The following is a 21909-nucleotide window of genomic DNA, read 5'->3' as shown; positions in this document are numbered from 1 at the left end:
CTGGCCGGGGGAGTCGTTCCCCGACGACACGAAAGGCCGGCCATGCCTCTGACCCTGGCGGAGCCCCTGAGCGAGACCCTGCACACCCTCCTGGTACGCCATACCGTGCAGGAGCGCAACAAGGAACTCGCCCTCGCCCTGGTCGAGTCGGCCAACCGGGGCGAGCCCTGCGCGCTGACCGACCCCTTCGCCCCCGACCGCCCGCTGCTGGCCTGCGACAGCGTCCTCGCCGAAGGCGACCGCGTCGCCCTGCGCCTGACCGCGACGGCCAGGACGGGCCCTGCGGCGCCGGTGCGGTGTCTGCTCGCCCAGTTCCGCTTCGACGGCGCGGGCCGGATCGTCGAGTTGCACGCCGCGCCGCTGCCGGCGGCCGCCCGATGACGGCGGCCGCCACGAGCACGGCCGCCCGCCTCACCGAGATCGCCGACGGTGTCTTCGCCTACGTCCAGCCCGACGGCGGCTGGTGCCTGAACAACGCGGGCCTGATCGCCGGCGCCGACGGGCACGCCGTGCTCGTCGACACCGCGGCCACCGAACGCCGCGCCCGCAGGCTGCGCGCCGAGGTCCTGCGCACCCTCGCCCGGCCGCCGCGCACCCTGGTCACCACCCACTTCCACGGCGACCACACCTTCGGCCACCGCTACTTCCCCGAGGCCGTCGGCGTCGCCCAGGACAACGCCCGCACCGAGATGGCGGCGGCCGGCCTCTCGCTGACCACCCTGTGGCCCGGCGTCGACTGGGGCGACATCGAACCGACGCTGCCGCAGATCACCTACCGCGACACCCTCACCCTGCACCTGGGCGACGACCGTGCCGAACTGATCCACCTGGGGCCCGCCGCCCACACCACCGGCGACACCGCGGTGTGGCTGCCCCGCCGGCGCGTGCTGTTCGCGGGGGACGTGGTGATGAACGGGGTCACGCCGTTTTGCCTGATGGGCTCGGTGTCCGGGTCACTGGCCGCGCTGCGCAGGCTGCGCGCCCTCGACCCGGTGACCGTCGTGCCGGGGCACGGACCGGTCGGCGGGCCCGAACTCCTCGACGCCGACGAGGCGTACTTCCACTGGCTGCAGCGCCAGGCCGAGCGCGGCAGGGCGGCGGGCCTGCCCCCGCTGCACCTCGCGCGCGCCGAGGGCCCCGGCCCGTACGCGGACCGCCTCGACGCCGAACGCCTGGTGCCCAACCTGCATCGGGCCTACGCCGAGCTGGCCGGCGCGGCCCCCGGTGCCCCGCTCGACGTCGGCGCCCTGTTCGGGGAGATGACCGAGTACCACGGCGCGCTGCCGCACTGCCACGCGTAGGCGGCCCGCCACCACGCGTCAGGGCAGGTCGTCCCGCGTCACCTTCCGCCGCGCCACCCGCAGTTCGCCGTCCTCGCGGACCAGCACGTCCTCGCACACGCACACCCGGTGCACCCGGGAGGCGCCGCCGACCGCCGAGGCGTAGACGGTGGTGTAGGAGCGGACGTCCAGGGTGGCGTCGGGGCGCTCAAGGACGTCGACCATGCCCATGACGTGCCGGTGGCGCTCACCGGCCGCGGCCAGCTGGGCGCGGGCCCGCTCCACCGCCGCGACCAGTTTGGCCCGCCCGCGCACCGGCTCGGGCAGCGTGGGCACATCGAAGAGGGCGTCCGCGGTGAACGTCTGCGCCCACGACTGGGCCTTGCCCAGGTCGAGTTGCTGCATCTGACGGGCGTAGAACCGCTGCACCTCGGCGTACAGCAGCAGGCTGGACTCGGTCGGCTCCGGCATGGGGGGCTCCGTTTTTTCGTGGGTTGGGGAGGCCGGGGCGGACGCCCGCCCCGGCACCGACAGCTTCTGCGGCCCGGATCGAGCATTCTTCGAACCCCTCTCAAGCCGCTGCCCGCAGGGTTAAGGCCTCAACTGATCGTTCGATCCGAGCCAGGAGGTCGCCCCGTGCCGTTCCTCAGCTACCCGAGGATCCCGCTCGACGGTCTGCTGCGCCGGGCGGCCCAGCGCAACCCCGACGGCGCGGCCGTCACCACCGAGCGCGGCACCGTGACGTTCGCCGGACTCGACCGGCACGCCGACCGGATCGCCCACTGGCTGGCCGGCACCCCCTCCACCGTCATCGGTGTCGCAGGCACCCTCGATGCCCTCTTCCCGGCCGCCTACTACGGCACCGCCCGCGCCGGCCGCACCATCGCCCTGCTCAACCCGCTGCTCGGCGAGGCCGCGCTCGCCCAGGTGTGCGCCGCCACCGGCCTGCAGGTCGCTTTCGTGCCGACGTCCGTCGCCGAACTCCTCGTCAAGATCGGTGACCGACTGCCCGCGCTGCGCACCGTGATCGTCACCGACGCCGACGACGGAGTCGTGCCCGGCGCCGCGATCCCGCTGGCCGCCGCCCTGGCGGCCGCGCCCGAGGGACCCTACGAGAGCGCCGCACCGCACGTCGACGACGTGACCTGCGTGCAGTTCACCACCGGCACCACCGGCCGCTCCAAGGGCGTGCGCCTCACCCACCGCAACGTCGTCGCCAACGCCGCCCAGATCGCCCTCGCCCACCAGCTCGACGGCGACTCGGTCACCCTCAACCACCTGCCGCTCTACCACACCATGCACCTCAACTCGGCGGTGCACGCGGGCGCTTCGCAGGTCCTGTGCCGCCTGACCGACCCCCTCGCCTCCCTTAAGGTCGCGGCCCGCGTCGGCGCCACCCACTACTACGGGCTGCCCGCCCGGCTGTACCGCCTGGCCGCCGACGACCGGCTCGGCGAGGCGCGCACCGAGGGCGTGCCGGCCGGGCCGCGGCTCAAGGCCGTGCTGTCCGGCGGCAGTGCGCTGGCCCCCGCTGCCGCCCGCCGGCTGCGCGACGCCCTGCGGGTGCCCGTCGTCCAGGGCTACGGTCTTGCCGAACTCTCCCCGCTGGCCTGCAACCAGCTGCTGGACGCCGACCCCGAACCCGGTGCCGTCGGCCGCCCCGTCCCGGGCACCGAGTGCCGCATCGTCTCCCTCGGCGGGCGCAGCCCCGTCGACGTCTGGTCCACCGGCGAGATACAGATCCGCGGCCCGCAGCTGATGGCCGGCTACCTGGACGACGACGAGCCCTCGCCCGTCGACGCCGACGGCTGGCTGACCACCGGAGACGTGGGATACCTCGATGACACCGGCGGCCTGCACCTCGTCGACCGGCTCAGCGACGTCTTCAAGTACGACAACGAACTCGTCTCCCCGAGCGTCGTCGAGCGCATCCTGGCCGAGGACCCCCGCGTCGCCGAGTGCATGGTCGTCGACTGGCCCGACCCCGAGCACGGCGCCCTGGTCTGGGCGGGCGTCGTCCTGCGCGAGATCCCCGGTGGCTACGACGACGCCCTGCCCGGCACACCGGGCATCCTCGATGTCCTCGACTCCATCGCCGAACGCGCCAACGCCCGCCTCGGCCACGCCGACCGGATCCGCCGGCTCGAAGCCCTCGACGCCGTCCCCCGCAACCCCGGCGGCAAGCCCACCCGCCGGGAACTGCGCCGACGGCTGCACCTGCGGGCCGCCTCCGAGCAGGCCGTCTGACCGGCCCACCGCACGCACCGCACCCACCGCACCGACCCGAGGAGCAGGACACCGTGGTGACCTTCGTCAACAAGCTGACCGTGCACGGCGACATCGACACCTTCCTGGCCGTCAAGGACCGCCTCACCGCCTACATGAGCGCCCAGCCCGGCCACGTCAGCAACCAGACCCTGCGGCACGTCGGCGAGCGCAACGTCTTCATCGAGGTCGCCGTCTGGCAGGACGCCGCCGCCCACCAGCAGGCCGCGCGCAGCGAGCAGTTCCAGGCCCTCATCCGGCAGCTGGTGCCGCTCGCCCAGCCCGAGCCGGGGCTGTACGAGAGCGTCGAGGCGGCCTGAGGTGCCCGCCGACCCGCGGCCCCAGGTCCTGATCGCCGGCGCCGGCCCCGTCGGCCTGACCGCCGCCCACGAACTGGCCCGCCGGGGCCTTGACGTCCGCGTCGTCGACGCCGCGCCCGGTCCCGCCCGCAGCAGCCGGGCGGTCGCCGTCCACCCGCGCACCCTGGAGACCCTCGACCAGATGGGCGTCGTCGACGCCCTGCGGGAGAGGGGCCGGGAGAACCGGGCGTTCACCATGTTCGCCTCCGGGCGGCGGCTGGTGCGCCTTGAGGCCGACTACGCGAGCATGCCGACCCGCTTCCCGTACACCGTCATCGTCGAACAGAGCGCCACCGAGGCCGTCCTGCGCGAGGCCGTCGCCGCACAGGGTGTCGCCATCGAGTGGGGCGTGAAGGTGACGGGCTTCGACCAGGACACCGACTCGGTACGGGTGCGGCTTCAGCGGGCCGACGGCGGCGAGCAGACCTGCCGGGCCGACTGGCTCGTCGGCTGCGACGGCGGCCACAGCACCGTCCGCAAACAGCTCGGCCTGCCGCTGATCGGGGAGAGCCGCGACACCTGGATGCTCGCCGACGCCCCGGTGCGCACCGACCTGGTGCCGGACAGCATCTACTGGGTCCACACCGGCCAACAGGCCCTGATGATGGTCCCCTACGCCCGCCAGGGCCACTGGCGGCTCCTCGACACCGCCCCCGGCGACCAGGGCGCCGACGCGGCGGCCAGGCGCCTGTCCGAGAAGCTGAGCGCCGGACTGGGCACGCCCGTCGCCGTCGGCGAACCCGAGTGGACCTCCGTGTTCACCTTCCAGCAGCGCATGGTGCCCCGCATGCACGAGGGCCGCGTCTTCGTCGCCGGCGACGCCGCCCACGTCCACAGCCCGGCCTCCGGGCAGGGCATGAACACCGGCATCCAGGAGGCGTACAACCTCGCCTGGAAACTCGCCGCCGTCGCCCGCGGCCACGCCGGCCGCCACCTGCTCGACACCTACGACGAGGAACGGGTGCCCATCGGCCGGGCCCTGCTCGGCTCGACCCGCACGGCCACCTTCCTCGTGCAGTTCAAGAACCTTCTCGCCGCCGCCGCGCTGCCGGTCGTCTTCACTGTCGTACGCAAGGTGGCGCCGCTGCGGCGCGCCATCCAGCGCAAGGTGCTCGGCGGCATGTCCGGGCTGCGGATCGGCTACCGCGACTGTTCGCTGAGCCTGTCCGTCGAGGAGCCCCGCCGCACGCGGCCCCCGCTGACCGGCGCCGGGTCCCGCATCCGGCGCCGGGGCGCCGACCGGCTTGCCCGGCCGTCCGGCACCGGGCCCGCGCCCGGCGAGCGGGTCTCTGCGGCTGCCGCCGTGCACGCCGGACAGCCCGGACCCGACGCGCTGGCCGCCGAACTGCGCGAGGTGCGCTGGACGTTGCTGTGGGCGGCCGGGGCCCCGCAGTGCGACGCCGTACCGGCCGAGACCGCGGCCCGCGCGGCGGCCTCGCACACCCCCTGGCTGTCCGTGCGGACGGTCGGCGCCCGCCCGGGCAGCGCACCCGGCGCGCTGCCCGACCCCGGCCGCACGCTGCGGGACGCGCTCGGCCTCGGCGCGGGCGGCTGGCTGCTGATCCGCCCCGACGGGTACCTCGCCGCCCGCGGGGCCCGGCTGACCCAAGAGGCGTGGCAGGGGGCGCTGAGCGCACTGGGCCTCGGCGTGCGCAAGGCGGCGGCTCTCCAGGGTTCCTCGTGCGTGCCTCCAGCGGACCGGGACAGGGTGTTGAGCACCATCACCGGACGGGAGGACAGCCGATGACGACAGCGACAGCGCCGCCCCCGGTGGCCCTGGTCACCGGGGGCACCAGTGGCATCGGCCTGGCCGTCGCCCGGGAACTCGGGCAGCGCGGCCACCGCGTCTTTTTGTGCGCGCGCACCGCGGACACGGTCAAGCAGACCGTCGAGGACCTGCGCGCCGAGGGCCTTCACGTGGAGGGAGCGGCCGCCGACGTCCGCTGCGCCGACTCCCTGGCCGCCCTGGTGCGCACGGCCGTCGACACGTTCGGCCCGATCACCGTGCTGGTCAACAACGCCGGCCGCAGCGGCGGCGGCCCCACCGCGGGCATCAGCGACGAGCTGTGGCACGACGTCATCGACACCAACCTCACCGGCGTCTTCCTGCTCACCCGCGAGGTCCTCAACCACGGCGGCATCACCGGCAACCCGCACGGCCGGATCATCAACGTCGCCTCCACGGCGGGCAAGCAGGGCGTCGTCCTGGGCGCCCCGTACAGCGCCTCCAAGCACGCCGTCGTCGGCTTCACCAAGGCCCTCGGCAAGGAACTCGCCCCGTCCGGGATCACCGTCAACGCGGTCTGCCCCGGCTACGTCGAGACGCCGCTGGCCGAGCGGGTCCGCCAGGGCTACGCGGCCGCCTACGGCACCACGACCGAGCAGGTGCAGGAGCAGTTCGAGGCGAAGATCCCACTCGGCCGCTACTGCACCCCGGAGGAGGTCGCGGGCCTCGTCGGCTATCTGACGACCCGCCAGGCAGCGTCCATCACCGCGCAGGCGCTCAACGTCTGCGGCGGACTGGGCAACTACTAGGGCCTGTCCGGTGGATCAGGCCGGCTACAAGAAACCGCACATTCCAACCAAGCCGAGCGGGGTCTGGTGCGTGCAGCTGCAAGGCGGAGGAGGGAGTCGACGCGATGGGGGTCCCCCCCGCTCGAGCGAAGTCGAGAGTGGGGGAGTCGGCGACCGACGACAACGCGGCAGATGCGCGTGCCAGACCCCGCGACGCCGGCCTGATCCACCGGACAGGCCCTGGCCGCCCCGAGCCGTCATCGGGCCGCACACAGAGAGGGTGCAAAGACACATGGCCGCCGAGCGAGTGCACACCACCGCGCACGACGTGGACGTCGCCGCCCCCGCCGGTGTGGTCTACGGCCTGATCGCCGACGCCACACGCTGGCCCTGGTACTTCCCGCCCAACGTCCACGTCGAACAGCTGGAGTTCGACGGCCGCAGCGAGCGGCTGCGGATGTGGGCCACCGCCAACGGGCAGGTCAGGTCCTGGACCTCCAGCCGGCAGCTGTCCCCGCAGGACCGCCGCATCACCTTCCGCCAGGACCTGCCGGCCGCCCCGGTCAAGAGCATGCTCGGCACCTGGATCGTCGAGGAGCTCGACGCCCGGCACAGCCGGCTGACGCTGCTGCACGACTTCACCGTCGAGGGCGACGACCCGGCCGGTGTGGCATGGGTGGACCAGGCGGTGGACTCCAACAGCCGCACCGAGCTGGGCAATCTGCGCCGGATCGCCGAGCAGTGGAGCCGCCTCGACGAACTGATCCTGGTCTTCGAGGACTCGGTCCGCGTCAGGGGCGGCGCCGAGGTGGTCTACGACTTCCTGTACCAGGTGGCCAACTGGCCCGAGCGCGTCCCGCACGTGTCCCGGCTCGACGTCACCGAGGACGAGCCGGGCGTCCAGGTGATGTCCATGGACACCACGACGGCCGACGGCTCGGTCCACACCACCGAGTCGGTCCGCGTGTGCTTCCCGCACGCCGGCCGCATCGTCTACAAGCAGACACTCACGCCCGCCCTGATGACGGCCCACACCGGCGAGTGGTCCGTCGTCCCGGACGAGACCGGCGTCACGGTCACCTCGCAGCACAGCGTCGTGCTGCGCGAGGAGAACGTCGAAGCCGTCCTCGGCCCGGGCGCGACCGTCGCCGACGCCCGCCGCTACGTGCGCGAGGCGCTCGGCCGCAACAGCCTGGCCACCCTCGAACTGGCCAAGCGGCACGCCGGGTCCGCGGTCCGCATGCTGTGAGAGGCGGTCCGCGTGCCCGTATCCAGGACGACCCACCAGGCCCCGCGGAGGCCGGTGCCGCACGGCGGGCCCGGGCCGGCCGTGCTGTTCCCCGACTGGCGGGGCCGGCCGCTCACCCTGTGCCGGGCCCTGTACGGGACGTTCCCGGTCTTCCGCGCCGCGTTCGACACCGTGTGCCGCGCGCTGGACGACGTACTGCCCCTGCCGCTCGCCGTGGTGGTGTTCGCGCCGCAGGACGGCGTGGACACGCGGCTGCTGGCGACGCCGCAGTACGGCCGCAGCGCGCTGCTCGCCTACCAGGTGGCCCTGTACCGGCTGTGGCAGGACCGGGGCGCGGCGGGCGCGGCGGTGGCCGGCGACGGCGTGGGTGAACTCGCCGCCGGCCACGTCTCGGGCACGCTGGCCCTGCGGGCGGCGGCCCGCGGGAGCGTCCGCCCGCCCGGCACGGCCGGGCCCCGGGCGGAACACCGGCTCCGCTCGGCCGGCCACACCCACCTCCTCGAATGCGGCCCGCACGGCCCCGCCGAGGACCTCTCCGTCACGGTCGGCGACACGAGAGCCGTGCTGACCGCCCTGGCCCGCCTGCACCGCCCGCCACCCGCCACCGGCCGTCCGCCCACAATCCGCTGCCCCGACCACTGAACCGCTCCCGCTCCTCCTGCGCGGCCCCAGCCCCTGCCACGCACCACCCACCCCGGTGCCCCTCGCCCTGCCCACCGCTCCAGCAGGACGCGAGCCCACGTCAGTCCTTTCCCCAGCGCTCTTTGATGGGCTTCTCCGCGGGGCCGGTTCGGGCCGTGGTCGCGGGCGGGAGCCCGGTGCCCGAGGGCGGGACGGCGCGGTCCGGTGGAGGCGGTCCATGACGAAGGAGTTGATCCACGCCACCATGGCCACCACAGCCGAGACGTTCGCGGCCCGCACCGACCGGGTGCGGTCCCGCGGCCCCGAGGAGAGCGCCGCGCTCAAGCGCGCCGCGCGGCTGGAGGCGCTGCTGGGCGACCCCCACGACCCGGCCAACCCGCACGGCCTTACGGCCCTGTTCGCCGCCGACGACCGGCGCGAGACACCCGCCGAGACCGAGCAGCTGCTCGCCGAGGCCGGCCTGGGCGCCGAGTTCGTGCCCGCCGAGTACGGCGGCCGCCTGACCCGCGCCGACCTGCTGGCCAAGGTGCTGCGCCCCATCTTCCGCCGGGACGTCGCCCTCGGCTTCGGCGCCGGCATCACCTCGCTGTTCGCCACCTCCGCGGTCTGGGCGGCCGGCACCGAGCGGCAGCGCCGCAACACCGCCCGCCTCCTGACCGACCAGGGCCGGGCCTCGATCCTGCACCACGAACTCGCGCACGCCAACGCCATCCTGCGCGACGAGTTCACCGCCCGGCCCGCCCCCGGCGGCGGCCATCTGCTCAGCGGCCGCAAGGACGTCATCATCAACGCCGCCCGCGCCGACGCCTACGTCGTCTACGCCCGCACCGACCCCGCCCGCAGCCCCCGCAGCCACTCCGTTCTCCTGCTCGACCCCGATCAACTCGGCGCCGGCGTACGCCACCTGCCGCGCATCGAGACCACCGGCATGCGCGGCTGCCAGTTCTCCGGGCTTCAGTTCACCGACTGCGCGGTGCCCGAGGACGCCCTCGTCGGCCGGCCGGGGGAGGGCGTGGCGCTGGCGCTGCGCACCTACCAGGTCAACCGCTGTCTGATCGCCGGCACCGTCGTCGCGGCCGCCGACACCGTGCTGCACTCCGCCGTGCGCGCCGTCACCGCCGGCCGCTCCCGCCCCGTCGCCCGCCGCTGGCAGGGGCCCCTCACCGGAGTCTTCGCCGACCTGCTGGCCTGCGACAGCATGGCGAGTGTCGCGCTGCGTGCCCTGAGCCTGCTGCCCGACGGCACCCATGTGCTGGCCGCCGCCGTCAAGTACGTGGTGCCCGACCTGCTGCGCGAGAACCTCGAGGAGCTCGCCACCGTGCTCGGCTCGCGCGGCTACGAACGCGGCGGCTCCGCGTACGGCGCCCTCGACAAGCTCGTCCGTGACCTGCCGGTCGCCGGTCTCGGCCACGCCGGTACCGCGGCCTGCCAGGCGGTGATCGTGCCGCAGTTGCGGGCGCTCGCCGAGCGGTCCTGGTTCGCGCAGCAGGAGCCGCCGCCCGAGCTGTTCCGCACCGGTGCCGAACTGCCCGCCCTGGACTACCGGCTGCTGTCCATCGCCGGCGGCGGCGACTTCCTCGCGGCCTCCCTCGTGGGCTCCGCCGCCCGGCTCGCCAACGTGCGCGGCGTCGGCGGGCAGATGGCCGCGCTCGCTGATCTCGCCGAGGCGTTCGTCACCGAGCTGCGCGCCCTGCGCGAAGCCTGCCGGCACCTTCCTGCGATCACCCCGGGCAGCCTCGCCGACCCGGCCGTGTGCGTGCTCAGCGACCGCTACGCCCTGGTGCTGGCCGCCGCGGCGGTGCTCGGCGTCTGGGAGGGCCAGGACGGCTCCGACCCGTTCCTCGCCGCCCCCGCCTGGGCGGTCCTGGCCCTGTCCCGGATCGGCGGCCGGCTCGGCATCCCCGTCCCGGAACTGCCCGAGGGCTGCGTCGAGATGGTCCTGTCGGAGCTGGTCCACCGCTTCCGCGCCGGCCGCTCCTGCGACCTGGACGCCACGGCGCCGGCCCAGTGACCCTAGGCGACCCCACCACGAAGGGCACGGCGATGACCGAGAACGATCCGCGCATCACCCCACCCGTGCACATCAGCGGCCCCCGCGGGCCGTGGCAGCAGGTCCGGGAGGGCATGGCGGTGCGCGGCAACGCCACCGTGTGCACCACCTGGGGCGAGTGGCTGCCCACCGTCGTCGGCGACCCGCACCTGCGCGCCCTGCTCGGCCGGGACTGGCAGCGCTACCGGCGCAGCCCCGACCCGGTCGTCAGGGCCCGCTTTGCCGCCTCCCGGCTCGCCGTGAAGTACACCGCCGCGGCCGCCCTCGCCCTCGACCCGGGCGACATCGACCTCGCCTACCGGCTCGGCGGGCGCCCCTACCTGCGCGGCTTCGACCAGATCGACGTCAGCCTCACCCACACCGACGAGCTGATCGCCGTGGGCATCAGCCGGCTGGGCCGCATCGGCGTCGACACCGAACCCGCCGGCCGCCGCATGTCGTTCGAGCTGATGCAGGACCACGTGTGCACCTTCGACGAGAAACAGGAGCTCGCCGTCCTGCCCGAACAGGAGCAGTCCGCCGCCATGCTGCGGCTGTGGACCCTCAAGGAGGCCTATACCAAGGCCATCGGCCAGGGACTGCGCCTGTCCTTCACCGAGTTCGGCTTCGGCGTCGCCGGCCCCGCGCTCCTGGCCCCCGACGGCCGCCCCGCCGCCCGCGGCGAGTGGGCCTTCGGCACCTGGTCCACGCTCGGCCGCTACCTGGTCAGCATCGCCTGCCACGACTGCGGACTCGACCCCTCCCGGGACACCCGGGTGCAGACCATGCTCGACGACGGCTTCCTCGGCGCGGTCGCCGAACTCGTCGCGTTGGAACAGCAGTCAGAACCGCTCGCGGAACGCTAGGCAAGCGCCGGAGGAAACGGGCAGACGCCGTGCGCGCCGCTACCGTGACCGGTGTCGAGTGTGAGGAGGCAGCCATGGACGAGCGGCACGCCACCCTGCACGTCCTGCCCACCGCCCAGGCCCTGCCGGAGGCCTGGGCGCACGAGCCGGACCCGGCCCCCGCGACCGCCCCCGGCAGCGCCCCCGTGCGGGTTCATGTCGTGGGCGCCGACCCGCTCGCCCGGACCGGCATCCGCGCCCTGCTCGAAGGCCATCGGGGCATCCGCGTCACCGGCGAGTCCGCCCCCGGCCCGGATGCCGCGGCCGCCCTGCGCGCCCGCCGCCCGCACGTGCTCGTGGCGCACGGCCCGCTGTCCGCCGACCGCGCCCGCGAGCTGGCCCGCGCCGCCGGCGACGGGGTGCGGCTGCTGACCATGGGCGAGCCCGCTGGCGGCCCCTTGGGCCCGGCCCACGGGGCGCTGCCCGCCACCGCCACCGCCGGCCAGCTGGCCTCCGCCGTCGTCCTGGCGGCCGCGGGCTACACCCTCGTCCACGAGACGGCGCAGCCGCCGCACCGCACCGCCGCCGCACGGCAGTCCCCGCTCTCCCACGTCAGCCCCGACCAGCTCACCGAGCGCGAGTGCGAAGTGCTCGAACTGCTCGCCCGGGGCCTGTCCAACGGCGAGATCGCCGCCGGGCTCTCCCTCTCCGAACACACGGTCAAGACCCACGTGCAGAACCTGCTGCACAAGCTGCGCCTGCGCAACCGGGTCCACGCGGCGATCTACGCGTTCGAGACCGGCCTGCGCCATCCCCGCTGACCCGTGTCAGCGCCGCGTCAGCGGCACGTGGCGCGGCCCTTCATGATCGAGGTCCGTGAGTCAGGAGAGGAGGACAACCGATGCCGACGGATCGCTCCCCGGCACCGACCATGACCGTGGTCCTCGACCCCGGACACCACACCCAGGAGTCCCGGCCGGTGCTGGAGCTGCGGGGCCGGCTCGACCCGGCCCTGTTCCGGGCCGCGCTGGACCGGATCGCCGCCGGCCATCCCACGCCGTTCGCCGACCAACTCCGGCTGCACCGGCACGGACCCGACCACCACACCCTCGAACTGCCCTCCCCGGCCGGCGATCCGGCGCCCTACCCCGCCGGACTCCTCGCCGACCTGATCACCAGCGCCCCGGTGGTGGCACCCGACCCGGCGTCCGTCGCCGACGGCGACGGGGTCCGGCCGAGCGCGTACGGGCCGCTGCCGCAGACCTTCTCGGTGACCCCGCTGCAGCGCGAGCTGCTCGCCGACGCGAGCACCGGCCCGGACCACCAGGTCGAGCAGCTCGCCTGGCGGTGGCACGGGCCGCTGGACACCGGCCGGTTCACCGCGGCCTGGCGGGCGGTGTTCGACTGCGAGACCGTCCTCAGGTCCGCGTTCGTCTGGGACCCGCACCCCCGCGCCGTCCTGTTCGACCGCTGCGAACCCGACGTGGCCCACCACGCGCACGACGCCTTCGCCGGCCGCGAGCACCTCCTGGCCGCCGAGCGCTCCCGCGGCTTCGACCTGCGCCGCCCCGGCCTGCTGCGCGTCGCCCTCCTCGACGGGCCGCCCGTGCGCTCCTTCGACGAGGAGCCGCCCACCGACGTGGTGCTCACCTACCACCGCGCCCTCCTCGACGGCTGGAGCGTGCGCGTCCTGGTCCGCGAGTTCTACCGCGCCTACCTCGCGGGCGGCACCCTGCCCGGCGGCGAACGCCGCCCCGACCTGCGCGACTACACCCGCTGGCTGGACCGTCAGGACCCCGCGCCCGCCCGGGACTTCTGGAGCCGCCCCACCTCCGTCGCCGCCCCCGCCCCGCTGCCGCGTGCCGCCCCGGGCGAACGCACCGGCCACGACGGCGCCGGACGCAGCCGCACCCGGCTCTCCCGGGCCGAGACGACCCGGCTCGCGCACTGGGCGGCCCGCTGGGGCGCCACCGAGTCCGGCGCCCTGCACACCGTGTGGGCGATGCTGCTGTACCGGGCCTCCGGTGCGCTGCGCGGGCCCGTCCGGGTCGGCTTCGGTGTCTCCTTCTCGGGCCGCGGCATCCTGCTGGAGGACATCGAGCGGATCCCGGGCCCGTTCGCCAACCCGCTGCCGCTGACCGTCGAGGTCGACCCGGCGGACACGGTGGCACGGCTGCTGCGCACCCTGCGGGACCGCGTGCTGGACATGGCCGCCTACGAGTGGACGCCGGCCGGCCGCATCCAGCAGTGGCTCGGCCCAGGCGGTGCCGAGCCCGCCGAGACCCTGCTGGCCTTCGAGCCCACCCCGCGCCGCGACGACCTGCTCACCGGCGCGCTCGCGGCGCACGGCGTGCACGTCGAGCACCCGGTTCCCGCCGCGGCCCGTACCGCGAGCGCGCTGGGCGTGGTCGCCCACCACGACGTGCAGGGCGGCCTGGTGCTGTCCGCGGTCCACGACCGCGAACGCCTGGAGGACGACAAGACGCAGGCCATGCTCGTGCAGAGCGCCCAGCTGCTGCGCCGGCTGCCGTACACGGTGCGGGAGTCGACCACCGTCGCCGAGGTGATCGGCTCGCTCAGCGGTGCGCAGATGCCCCGGGTGCACGACCGCGGCAGGCCCGCGGGCCTGCTCGTCCCGCTGCGCGCGGCGGCCCTGCCCGGCCGGGCCACGATCTGCCTCATCGCCGCTCCCGGCGCGCCCGACGCCTGGTACCGCGGCCTGGTGCGGTGCTACGACGGCCCCGAGGCGCTGTTCGTCCTGCGGGCCTCGGCCAACGTGCCCCGCGGCGGCGCGGCCGCGCTCGGCCCCCTCGCCGGCCCGGGCGGCCGCCTGGTGCTCGGCGGCTTCTCCGGCGCGGGCGCCCTCGCGTACGAGATCGCCCGCCACTGCGCGGCGGCGGGCCGCACACCGCCGCTGGTGGTGCTCGGCAGCGGCGAGGACGACGACGGAGCACGGGAGCTGGCCCGGGCGCTCCGGCGGGCAGCGGCGGGCTGACGCAACGGCCCGCGGCCCCGTGCCCGCCCAGGCCGCCGACGCCGCACCCGCCAGGGCCACGGCGCCTGCGGCCGCGCCCGGCAGCATCGACTCCTCGCGTGCCGGACAGGCGTGCCCGTCGCTCGCGGGTGCTCATCGCCTGGGCCAGCCGATGTCGTCGTCGGACAGGAGCGGGTGCAACATACGGACCTCCCGGTGGTTGCGCGGCCGCTTGAGAGCGTCCACGGAACCGCCGGAAGTCCGCTTGAGGAATGCTCGACGACCGGGTGAGAAACGCGCCAACTGCGCCTGAGACCCGGCCCACGAGGGCGGGCAAGGGTTTGCCCGCCCCTTGCCGCCCGCCTAGCCTCGGGCACCATGCTCCAGCAGCCCGCGTTCGGCCGGCGCCTGCGCCAACTGCGCGCCGCCCGAGGCATGTCGCAGACCGCGCTGGCCGGCGACGGCATGTCCACCGGATATCTCTCCCGGCTGGAGACCGGGGCCCGCCGGCCCACCTCGCGTGCCGTCACCTATCTCGCCGGGCGCCTCGGCGTGCCGCCCGACGACCTCGCCGCGCCCGCGGCCGGTTCGCTGGCCGACGTGCTGACCCTGGCCGCCTCCCTGCCCGAGCGGTCCACCGACGCCGCCGTCGACGCCGTACGCGGGGCGCTGGCGGCCGACCCCGACGCCGACCCCGTCCTGCGCTGGCAGGCGCTGTGGCTGCTGGCCCGGGTGCGGCGCAGGGAGGGCGACCACGCCGGGGAACGGGTGCGTCTCGACGAACTCGTCGCGCTGAGCGAGGAGATCGGGCTGGCCGAGCTGCGGGTGCGCGGCCTGACCGGGCTGGCCCGCTGTCTGCGCTCGCTGGGCGAGATCGCCCCGGCCCTCGACGCCGCCGTCACCGCCCACGACCTGGCCCGCGCCGACGGTCTCGGCGTGCAGGACCGAGCGGGAGCACTGCTCGCCCTGGTGTCGGTGGAGGCCGAGGCGGGCCGGCTGCCCGAGGCGCGGGCGCACGCCGACGAACTGACCGGCCTGGTCGCGGGCCGCTCGGACACCCTGTGGGCCGAGGCGCTGTGGACCGCGGCCGCCGTCCGGGTACGGCAGGGCGAGCACGCCGCCGCGCAGGCACTCCTCGACCGGGCGCTGGAGGGATTCCCCGGCGGCGAGGACCTGGTGCTGTGGCTGCGGCTGCGGTTCGCCGCGGCCCGCCTGAACCTCCAGCGCACACCGCCGCGCACCGACGACGCCGGGCGCTGCGTCGCCGCCGCCGAGCCCGCCCTCGCCTTCGTCGGCACGGCCGCCCTGCGTCAGGAACTGGCCCTCCTCAAAGCGGAGCTGGCCTTCCACACCGGCCGCCGCGACGAGGCCCGCGCCCGGCTGGCCGAACTGGCCGGGGACGAGCCGAGAATGACGTATCGCGACCGGGTCCGTCTCGACGTCCTGCGCCATCGCCTGCGGTTCCTGTCCGGCGACGACACGGCCCTGCACACCCTGCGCGCCCTGGCCCTGCGCGCCCAGGCGGACGCGAGCCTGGACCTGGCGACCGAGCTGTGGGGTGTCGTCGCCGATCTGCTGCTGACGGCCCGCGACGGCTGAGCGCTCCGCTGGAAGTGCCGCGATGTGCCGTCGATCGGCCGCGGCGCCGGCGTGGTCGCCCAGCCTTCGGCCGGGAGATGCCCCCAGGTTGCTCCCCCACTCTCGGCTTCGCTCGAGCGGGGGGGACCCCCATCGCGGCCAAGCCGCATGCTCACTGCAGCCCCGCGCCCCGGTGGGGCGCCGCCGAACCGCAGCGGACTTGTCCCGGCCCCAGCCCTCTCACCCCGCGTCCGGGCCCCGGTTGAGATGGTCGACGCACATCTCGTACAGGTCCTCGGCGTGCGTCTGCCGCCATCCCCGGGGGACCGCCGCGGACGCCGGCCACAGGGCGCTGCGGCCGAGCGCGTCGCAGACGACGACGAACGTGGCATCCACGTCGGTGTAGGGATCGCCGTCCCACGGCTCGTCCAGCAGCTGGAGCGATCCGTCGGCCGCCGGCCGCGCGGACCGCCCGGTCCGCCACATCCGGGCGGTGCCCGACGCGCCGCCGAACGGGTCGGGCACGAACCGCTCGCCGGTGGCGCCCGGCAGCCCGGCGTACCCCTGGGCGACGCCGACGCCCCCGATGTACAGCGCGCCGGTGCCGCCCGGTGCGACGGGCCGCATCGCCTCGTCCAGGACGTACACGCGGTGGCCGCGCACCGGCCGGGTGCGGGTGCCGGGCCCGTGCTCGACGACGAGACGGCCCTCCACGCTGCCGCCGCTCTTGGTCAGCGTCCAGCCCTCGGCGCGGGCCAGCGCGACGAGTTCGCGGTCGCTGCCGCCGCCCAGGACCGTGCCGGCCTCCCGGTCGCGCAGCCAGCGCAGTACGGCGGGGGCCCCGCCCTCGTACAGGGACGCGGGCGGTACCACGACGTGCGTACCGGACGCCAGGGCGCCGAGCAGGCCGAGCGCGGCGTCCGCGTCGGGGTAGCCGCGCACCAGCCAGGCCGCCCGCCGCGGCCGGTCGCAGGGCGCGGTGACGCTCTCGGCGACGACGGACTCGGCGCCGACGACGACGATGCCGTCCCCGCAGGGCGCCAGCACCAGCGGGTCGCCGTGCGCGAGCGGCCGTATCCGGTCGCTGTCGCGCACCGGCCACCGGCCGCCCGCCGCCAGGGCGTCGGCCGCCGGGTCCCGTACCAGCCGCATCGCTCCGGGCACCGCGGGCAGGGTCCGGTCGGCGGCCTCGTCCAGCAGCAGCACCGCCGGCCGCACCCCGTCGGGCACCCCCTGCGCCGGGTCGAGCGGCAGACAGACGGCGCCGGCCTTGGCGACGGCGAGCGCGGCCACCGCGAAGGCCGTCGGCGACGCGATCGCCGTGGCCACCGTCGCGCCCGCGCCCGCCCGGTGCTCGAGCAGGACGTGCGCCAACAGGTCGGAACGGGAGTCCAGTTCGGCCTGGTCGACACCGGCGAGCGCCGGCCGTTCGGGGCCCCGGCCGACCCGTTCGGCGAACAGGCCCGCCACGGTCGCCCGCGGCAGCCGCAGCGCCTCGCCGGCCCAGCCGCGGTCGTCGGCGCCGGCCGCGGGGGCGGCCGGACCCAGCCTGCTCACCGGGCACCGGGGGTCGGCGAGGGCCGACTCCAGTACGGCCACCAGCTGCCGGGTCAGGGACGCCGCCACCGCCTCGCCCACGCCGTCGGCCCGGAACACGGCCGTCACCGCGATGCCCGCGGGCGCTCCCACCGCGTCCTGCCGCTCGATGAGAGTGAGCGCCAACTCGGAGCGGGCACAGGGGAGTTGGGCGGGTTCGGGCTGCACGGACAGACCTGCCGCCGGATACACGGCCGTCACCTGCTGCAACACGGTGAGGGACACCCCGCCCGGCTCGGCCAGCGGCGCATCGCCGTCCCGGTACGCGGCCAGGCCCGCGGCCCGTGCCCGCTGCAGCAGCTCCACGAACGCCGGATCGCCCGAGCCGTCCACGGTCAGCGCGAGCACCCGCCCGTACGGTCCCACCGACCGCCGCAGCGCATCGCTGCCCCGGGCCGGGACCGGCGCCGCCACCGTCGTCCGCGCACCCGCCCCGAGCCGGGTGAGCAGCGCCGCCAGCGCCGTGTGCACCACCATGAACAAGGTGGTGCCGTGCTCGGCGGCGAACCGGGTCAGCCGCTGGTGCAGGGCGGCGTCGATCTCTGCGCCCAGGCTCCCGGCCGGGCCGTCCGGCGGTCCTTGCGGCGCGCCCGGCAGCGCGGTCGGTGCCGCCTGCCCCCCGGTGGCCCGCGGCACCTCGTCGTGCGCCGGGGCCGCCCACCGCGGTGCCTCGCCGGTGGCCCGTGCCTCGTAGGCCCGTGCGAGATCGGCGGCCAGCGGCGCGTGCGACCACTGGTCGACACCGTCGGCGGGCACCGCCAGCTCCAGGACGTGGTCGTCCGGCGACAGCCTCCGCAGCCGGGTGCCCGCCGCCCCCAGCCGCGAGTTGCGCAGGCTCTCGTGCCGCCGGCCCAGATCGGCCAGCGCCGCCTCGAGCGCGGGCAGGTCCAGGGCGCCGCGCAGCCGGAGCGGCAGCACCGCACTGTCCGTTGTCGAGCCGACCGGACCGGTCTGCGCGGCCGCCGGATCCCCGATCAGGTCCGCCAGCAGCGCCGGCGTCGAGGCCTCGTACAGGGCGCCGCTGCCCGGGGCGGCACCGAAGATCTGCCGGATCCGCTTGAGCAGCCGGGCGACGGACAGCGAATGGCCGCCCAGCCGGAAGAAGTCCGAGTCGGCGTGGACCGCCCGCCGGGGCACACCCAGCACCTGCGCGAACAGATCGCGGACGATCTCCTGCACGGGTGTGCCCGGCTGGGTGCCGGGCCGCCCGGGGGTGAACGCGCAGGCGGGCAGCGCGCGGCGGTCCACCTTTCCGCCGGAGGTCAGGGGCAGTTCGTCCAGGGTCGCCAGCGCGGCCGGGATCATGTGGTCGGGCAGGCGTTCGCGCAGATGGGTGTGCAGGGCCGCCTCGAAGCCGACGGTCCGCTCGAAGGCGTTGGGGGTGCTCGCGCAGCGCTCGGCCGCCCGGACCGGCGCGGCGTACACCGACGTCAGCGGCCCCTCAGGGACGGCGTCCGGGGCGAGCAGCAGCAGGTCGAACGCCTCGGGGGCGCCGGGCGACCAGGTGGGCAGCGCCCTGAAGCCGAGGCGTTCGGCGGCCCTGCACAACTCCTCCGGATCGGGTGCCGGGCAGAGGTCGGTGAGCCGGGCCGCCGCGTCGGCGACGCGGCCTTCGGGGCCGGCCAGCTCGCGCAGGGCGGCCCACTCGCCGTGCACGCGCGCGTTGGGCACGCCGGCGACGCGCAGCACGGCGGGCCGCTCGGCGTGCAGATACGCCTGCAGGGTCGTGCTGTCCCGCACCTTGGCGCCCCAGCGCACCCGCGGCGCGTCCGCGAGGTCGGCGACGGGGTCGGCGGTGCTCAGCACCGCCTCGTAGCGGTAGCGGGTCAGTTCGTTGTGGTGCACGCCCCGTTTGATCCGGACGTCGACCGCGCGCACGGCCGGCAGCATCTCCCGGGCCAGGGCCGCGAACAGGGCCGGCGCCGCCGTCAGTTCGGTCTCCAGCTCCACCCGCCGCGCGATCTGGCGGCGCACCGCCCCAACGTCCCGGCCGGTGCCGCCGTCGGCCAGTTCGACGCCGGTCTGCAGGCAGCGCGACAGCTCCAGGTTGCGCAGGTCGCCCAGGAACAGCGCGCCGCCCGGCGCGAGCAGCGGCAGCAGCCGCTGGACGACGGTGCGCAGATGACCGAGGCCGGGGAAGTACTGGATCACCGAGTTGACGACGATCGTGTCGAAGTACCCGGGCGGCAGCCCGCCCGTGTCGTGCGCGGCCCGGCAGCTCAGCCGCACCTTGTCCCGCAGCCGTACGTCCGCCCGGGCCCGGGCGCGCAGGGCCGCCACGGCCGCCTCGGACAGGTCGGTTGCCCAGTACTGCTCGCACTCCTCGTCGGCGGCGAGCTCCGCCAGCAGCAGCCCCGCACCTGCCCCGATCTCCAGGATCCGGCGCCGGCCCAGCTCCCGCACCCGCTCCACGGTGGCCGCGCGCAGCTCCCGGATGTGCTCCGGGGGGATCGGCCGGGTGTCGTAACTGCTGTGCCAGCCCGCGAAGTTCTCCCCGAGCCGGCTGTCCGCGCCGTCCGCGTACAGGGTGTCGTAGATCTCCTTCCACTCGGTGACCTGCGTGTTCGGCCGGGGCGGACGGGCGGTGGGGGCGGCCGGCACCACGTGCGCCACCAGCCGGCACTCGCCGTCGGCACTCTCCTGCACCGACGCCACGGCCGCCGACACCGCGGGGTGCTGGCGCAGCACGGCCTCGATCTCACCGAGTTCGATCCGGAAACCCCGCAGCTTGACCTGGTCGTCGAACCGGCCGGCGAACTCCAGCTCGCCGTCCTCGCGCACCCGCACCCGGTCCCCGGTGCGGTACAGCCGTCCGCCGCCGGTGAACCGGTCCTCGACGAACCGCTCGTCGGTCAGCCGGGGCAGCCCCAGATAGCCGGTGGCCAGCCCCGGCCCGCCCAGCAGCAGTTCACCGGTGCCGCCCGGCCCGAGGGGTGTCCCGGCCGGGTCGACGACGACCGCCCGGGTGGCGCCGACGGGCCGGCCGATCGGCACCGTCTCGTCGCCGGGCACCCGGGGCACCTCGTACCAGGTGGCGAACGTGGTGGCCTCGGTCGGCCCGTACATGTGCAGCAGCCGCCCCGGCGGCCCGGCCTCCACGACCTCCCGCACCCGCCGCGGATCGCAGCGCTCCCCGCCGAACAGCACGGCACGCAGGTCCCCGAGAGCGGTGGGCCGTTCGTCGGCGACCCGGTGGAACAGCGCCGTCGTCAGGAACATCACCGTGATGCCGTGCGCCTGCAGGGAGTGCTCCAGCGCCCGGGGGTCCACGACGGTGTCCCGGTCCAGCACGACCAGCCGGCCGCCCGCGGTCAGCGTCGCCCAGATCTCGAACGTGGCCGCGTCGAAGGCGGGGTTGGCGGCCTGCGCGACCACGTCCGCCGGCTCCAGCCGCAGGTAGTCGGTCGACCCTACGAGGTCCAGGACCGCCCGGTGCGGTACGACGACGCCCTTGGGGGTGCCGGTCGTGCCGGACGTGTAGCAGACGTAGGCGGCGTCGTCGGGCGCGGGCACGGCGCGGGGCGGGGCGTCGGCGCGCCGCGCGATCTCGGCGGCCTCGGCGTCGAGGGCGACGGACATGGGGCCGGGTTCGTCGAAGTCGGCCAGGTGAGCGGTGGTCGTCACCACGGCGCGGGCCGAGCAGTCCCGCACGATCAGCCGTCGCCGCCGTGCCGGATGCGCCGGATCGAGCGGCACGTACGCCGCGCCCGTCCGCACGATCGCGAGCAGGGCGGTCACCAGGTCCGTGCCCGGCCGCAGACACGTCACCACCCGGTCGCCCGGACCGACGCCCCGCGCCGCGAGGTGCGCCGCCAGCAGGTCGGCCGCGCGGCTCAACTCACGGTAGGTGAGGGCGGTTTTGGGACCGCTGCCGTCCGGGCAGGCCACGGCGACGGCCTCGGGCCGGGCGAGCACCTGCTGTTCGACGAGGGCGGAGAGGGACATCGGGCGGGCTCCTTCGACGATGGCTCAAGGCCTGGCAAAGCCTTGCCATGACCTTGGCAACCGGATCCTGCGACTCGCTCGTGAAGCGCTGGAGCTCCGCTGGAGACAGACCGCCGGCCCATCGGGGGGCAACTGCACCTGTGCTTCGGTGCACCGGCCCATCGTCCGTGGCCGCACCCCGGCCACCTCCTCGACCCGGTCGCGGAACCGACCCGCCGGGCCGGGCCGTCGACCGACCTGGACGCCGTCACCCGGATGATCGGCCCGGCCCACGCCGTCGGCCCCGAGACGATCAGGGCGCGGCAGTTCCGGGGCCGGTACGTCTTCCGGCACACCGAGGAACCCCTCGACCTCGTCCGATGGATGCGGCGCCACAACCTCACCGGTATGCCGGCCACGACCTCGGCCACCCGGCACCGACGCCGTCATCCATGTCCGCCGACCGCGGGGCGGCCCACCAGCCGCGCCTGGCAGGACCGTCGGACGACGTGGCCCCGCTCCGGCCCCGGGAGCGCGCCCGGACCGGCCCTGGATGCGGCAGCAGCTCGCCCATTACCGTCTTCGTAGAGCCCGGTTCGGGGCTCGTGGCCTTCGGGGCCGGTATGACTCGTTGCCCCTGTCCTTGATGATCCG

The 21909-nt window shown here is 75.5% G+C and carries 15 protein-coding genes; 13 read left to right on the top strand and 2 right to left on the bottom strand.

All coding sequences use genetic code 11. From position 1 onward, the window contains the following. Positions 1-42: 42 nt before the first annotated feature. Both GAS53_RS45595 and GAS53_RS45590 read left to right on the top strand, forming a co-directional pair. Positions 43-381, top strand: coding sequence for a nuclear transport factor 2 family protein (locus tag GAS53_RS45595; protein ID WP_151483678.1), 339 nt, complete (start codon positions 43-45; stop codon positions 379-381). Then, positions 378-1301 carry an MBL fold metallo-hydrolase gene (locus GAS53_RS45590; RefSeq protein ID WP_151483677.1) on the top strand — a complete coding sequence of 308 codons (924 nt, stop codon included), beginning with the start codon at positions 378-380 and terminating at the stop codon, positions 1299-1301. Before GAS53_RS45595 ends, GAS53_RS45590 begins: the two co-directional genes overlap by 4 nt. An 18-nt stretch (positions 1302-1319) precedes the next feature. Here GAS53_RS45590 and GAS53_RS45585 read toward each other — a convergent pair whose 3' ends face one another. Then, positions 1320-1751, bottom strand: a complete 432-nt coding sequence (locus GAS53_RS45585; protein WP_151483676.1) for a nuclear transport factor 2 family protein — start codon at positions 1749-1751, stop codon at positions 1320-1322. A 165-nt stretch (positions 1752-1916) separates the two neighbouring features. Between GAS53_RS45585 and GAS53_RS45580 the strand changes: the two genes are divergently transcribed. From GAS53_RS45580 to GAS53_RS45530, 11 genes are all read left to right on the top strand, one after another. After that, positions 1917-3527: a class I adenylate-forming enzyme family protein gene (locus tag GAS53_RS45580; RefSeq protein WP_151483675.1), complete on the top strand. Its 1611-nt coding sequence runs from the start codon at positions 1917-1919 to the stop codon at positions 3525-3527. 53 nt (positions 3528-3580) lie between these two features. Beyond that, positions 3581-3865, top strand: coding sequence for an antibiotic biosynthesis monooxygenase family protein (locus GAS53_RS55685; protein WP_192583570.1), 285 nt, complete (start codon positions 3581-3583; stop codon positions 3863-3865). A gap of 1 nt (position 3866) precedes the next feature. Next, complete coding sequence (locus tag GAS53_RS45570) at positions 3867-5651, top strand: FAD-dependent oxidoreductase (protein ID WP_225859510.1); 1785 nt, start codon at positions 3867-3869, stop codon at positions 5649-5651. Further along, the gene (locus GAS53_RS45565) at positions 5648-6439 is read left to right on the top strand and encodes an SDR family NAD(P)-dependent oxidoreductase (RefSeq protein ID WP_151483673.1); all 792 of its coding nucleotides are present in this window, start codon (positions 5648-5650) and stop codon (positions 6437-6439) included. Before GAS53_RS45570 ends, GAS53_RS45565 begins: the two co-directional genes overlap by 4 nt. Before the next feature lie 271 nt (positions 6440-6710). Further along, positions 6711-7667, top strand: a complete 957-nt coding sequence (locus tag GAS53_RS45560; RefSeq protein ID WP_151483672.1) for an aromatase/cyclase — start codon at positions 6711-6713, stop codon at positions 7665-7667. Positions 7668-7679: 12 nt separating this feature from the next. Next, positions 7680-8309, top strand: coding sequence for an acyltransferase domain-containing protein (locus tag GAS53_RS45555; protein WP_151483671.1), 630 nt, complete (start codon positions 7680-7682; stop codon positions 8307-8309). A 217-nt stretch (positions 8310-8526) separates the two neighbouring features. Beyond that, the gene (locus GAS53_RS45550) at positions 8527-10320 is read left to right on the top strand and encodes an acyl-CoA dehydrogenase family protein (protein WP_225859509.1); all 1794 of its coding nucleotides are present in this window, start codon (positions 8527-8529) and stop codon (positions 10318-10320) included. Between the two features lie 32 nt (positions 10321-10352). After that, positions 10353-11204, top strand: a complete 852-nt coding sequence (locus GAS53_RS45545) for a 4'-phosphopantetheinyl transferase family protein (RefSeq protein ID WP_151483670.1) — start codon at positions 10353-10355, stop codon at positions 11202-11204. A 74-nt stretch (positions 11205-11278) separates the two neighbouring features. Beyond that, on the top strand, positions 11279-12004 hold the full coding sequence (locus tag GAS53_RS45540; RefSeq protein ID WP_151483669.1) for a response regulator transcription factor: 726 nt from the start codon (positions 11279-11281) through the stop codon (positions 12002-12004). Positions 12005-12084: 80 nt separating this feature from the next. Further along, positions 12085-14178: a condensation domain-containing protein gene (locus GAS53_RS45535; RefSeq protein ID WP_151483668.1), complete on the top strand. Its 2094-nt coding sequence runs from the start codon at positions 12085-12087 to the stop codon at positions 14176-14178. A 357-nt stretch (positions 14179-14535) separates the two neighbouring features. After that, complete coding sequence (locus GAS53_RS45530) at positions 14536-15756, top strand: helix-turn-helix domain-containing protein (RefSeq protein ID WP_151483667.1); 1221 nt, start codon at positions 14536-14538, stop codon at positions 15754-15756. Between the two features lie 219 nt (positions 15757-15975). On the opposite strand, the gene GAS53_RS45525 is transcribed toward GAS53_RS45530, so the two are convergent. After that, positions 15976-21276, bottom strand: a complete 5301-nt coding sequence (locus GAS53_RS45525; protein ID WP_151483666.1) for a non-ribosomal peptide synthetase — start codon at positions 21274-21276, stop codon at positions 15976-15978. Between the last annotated feature and the right edge of the window lie 633 nt (positions 21277-21909).

The organism is Streptomyces albicerus (assembly GCF_008905045.1).
Classification (GTDB): domain Bacteria; phylum Actinomycetota; class Actinomycetes; order Streptomycetales; family Streptomycetaceae; genus Streptomyces; species Streptomyces albicerus.
This window is presented reverse-complemented; position numbering and strand designations above follow the sequence as displayed.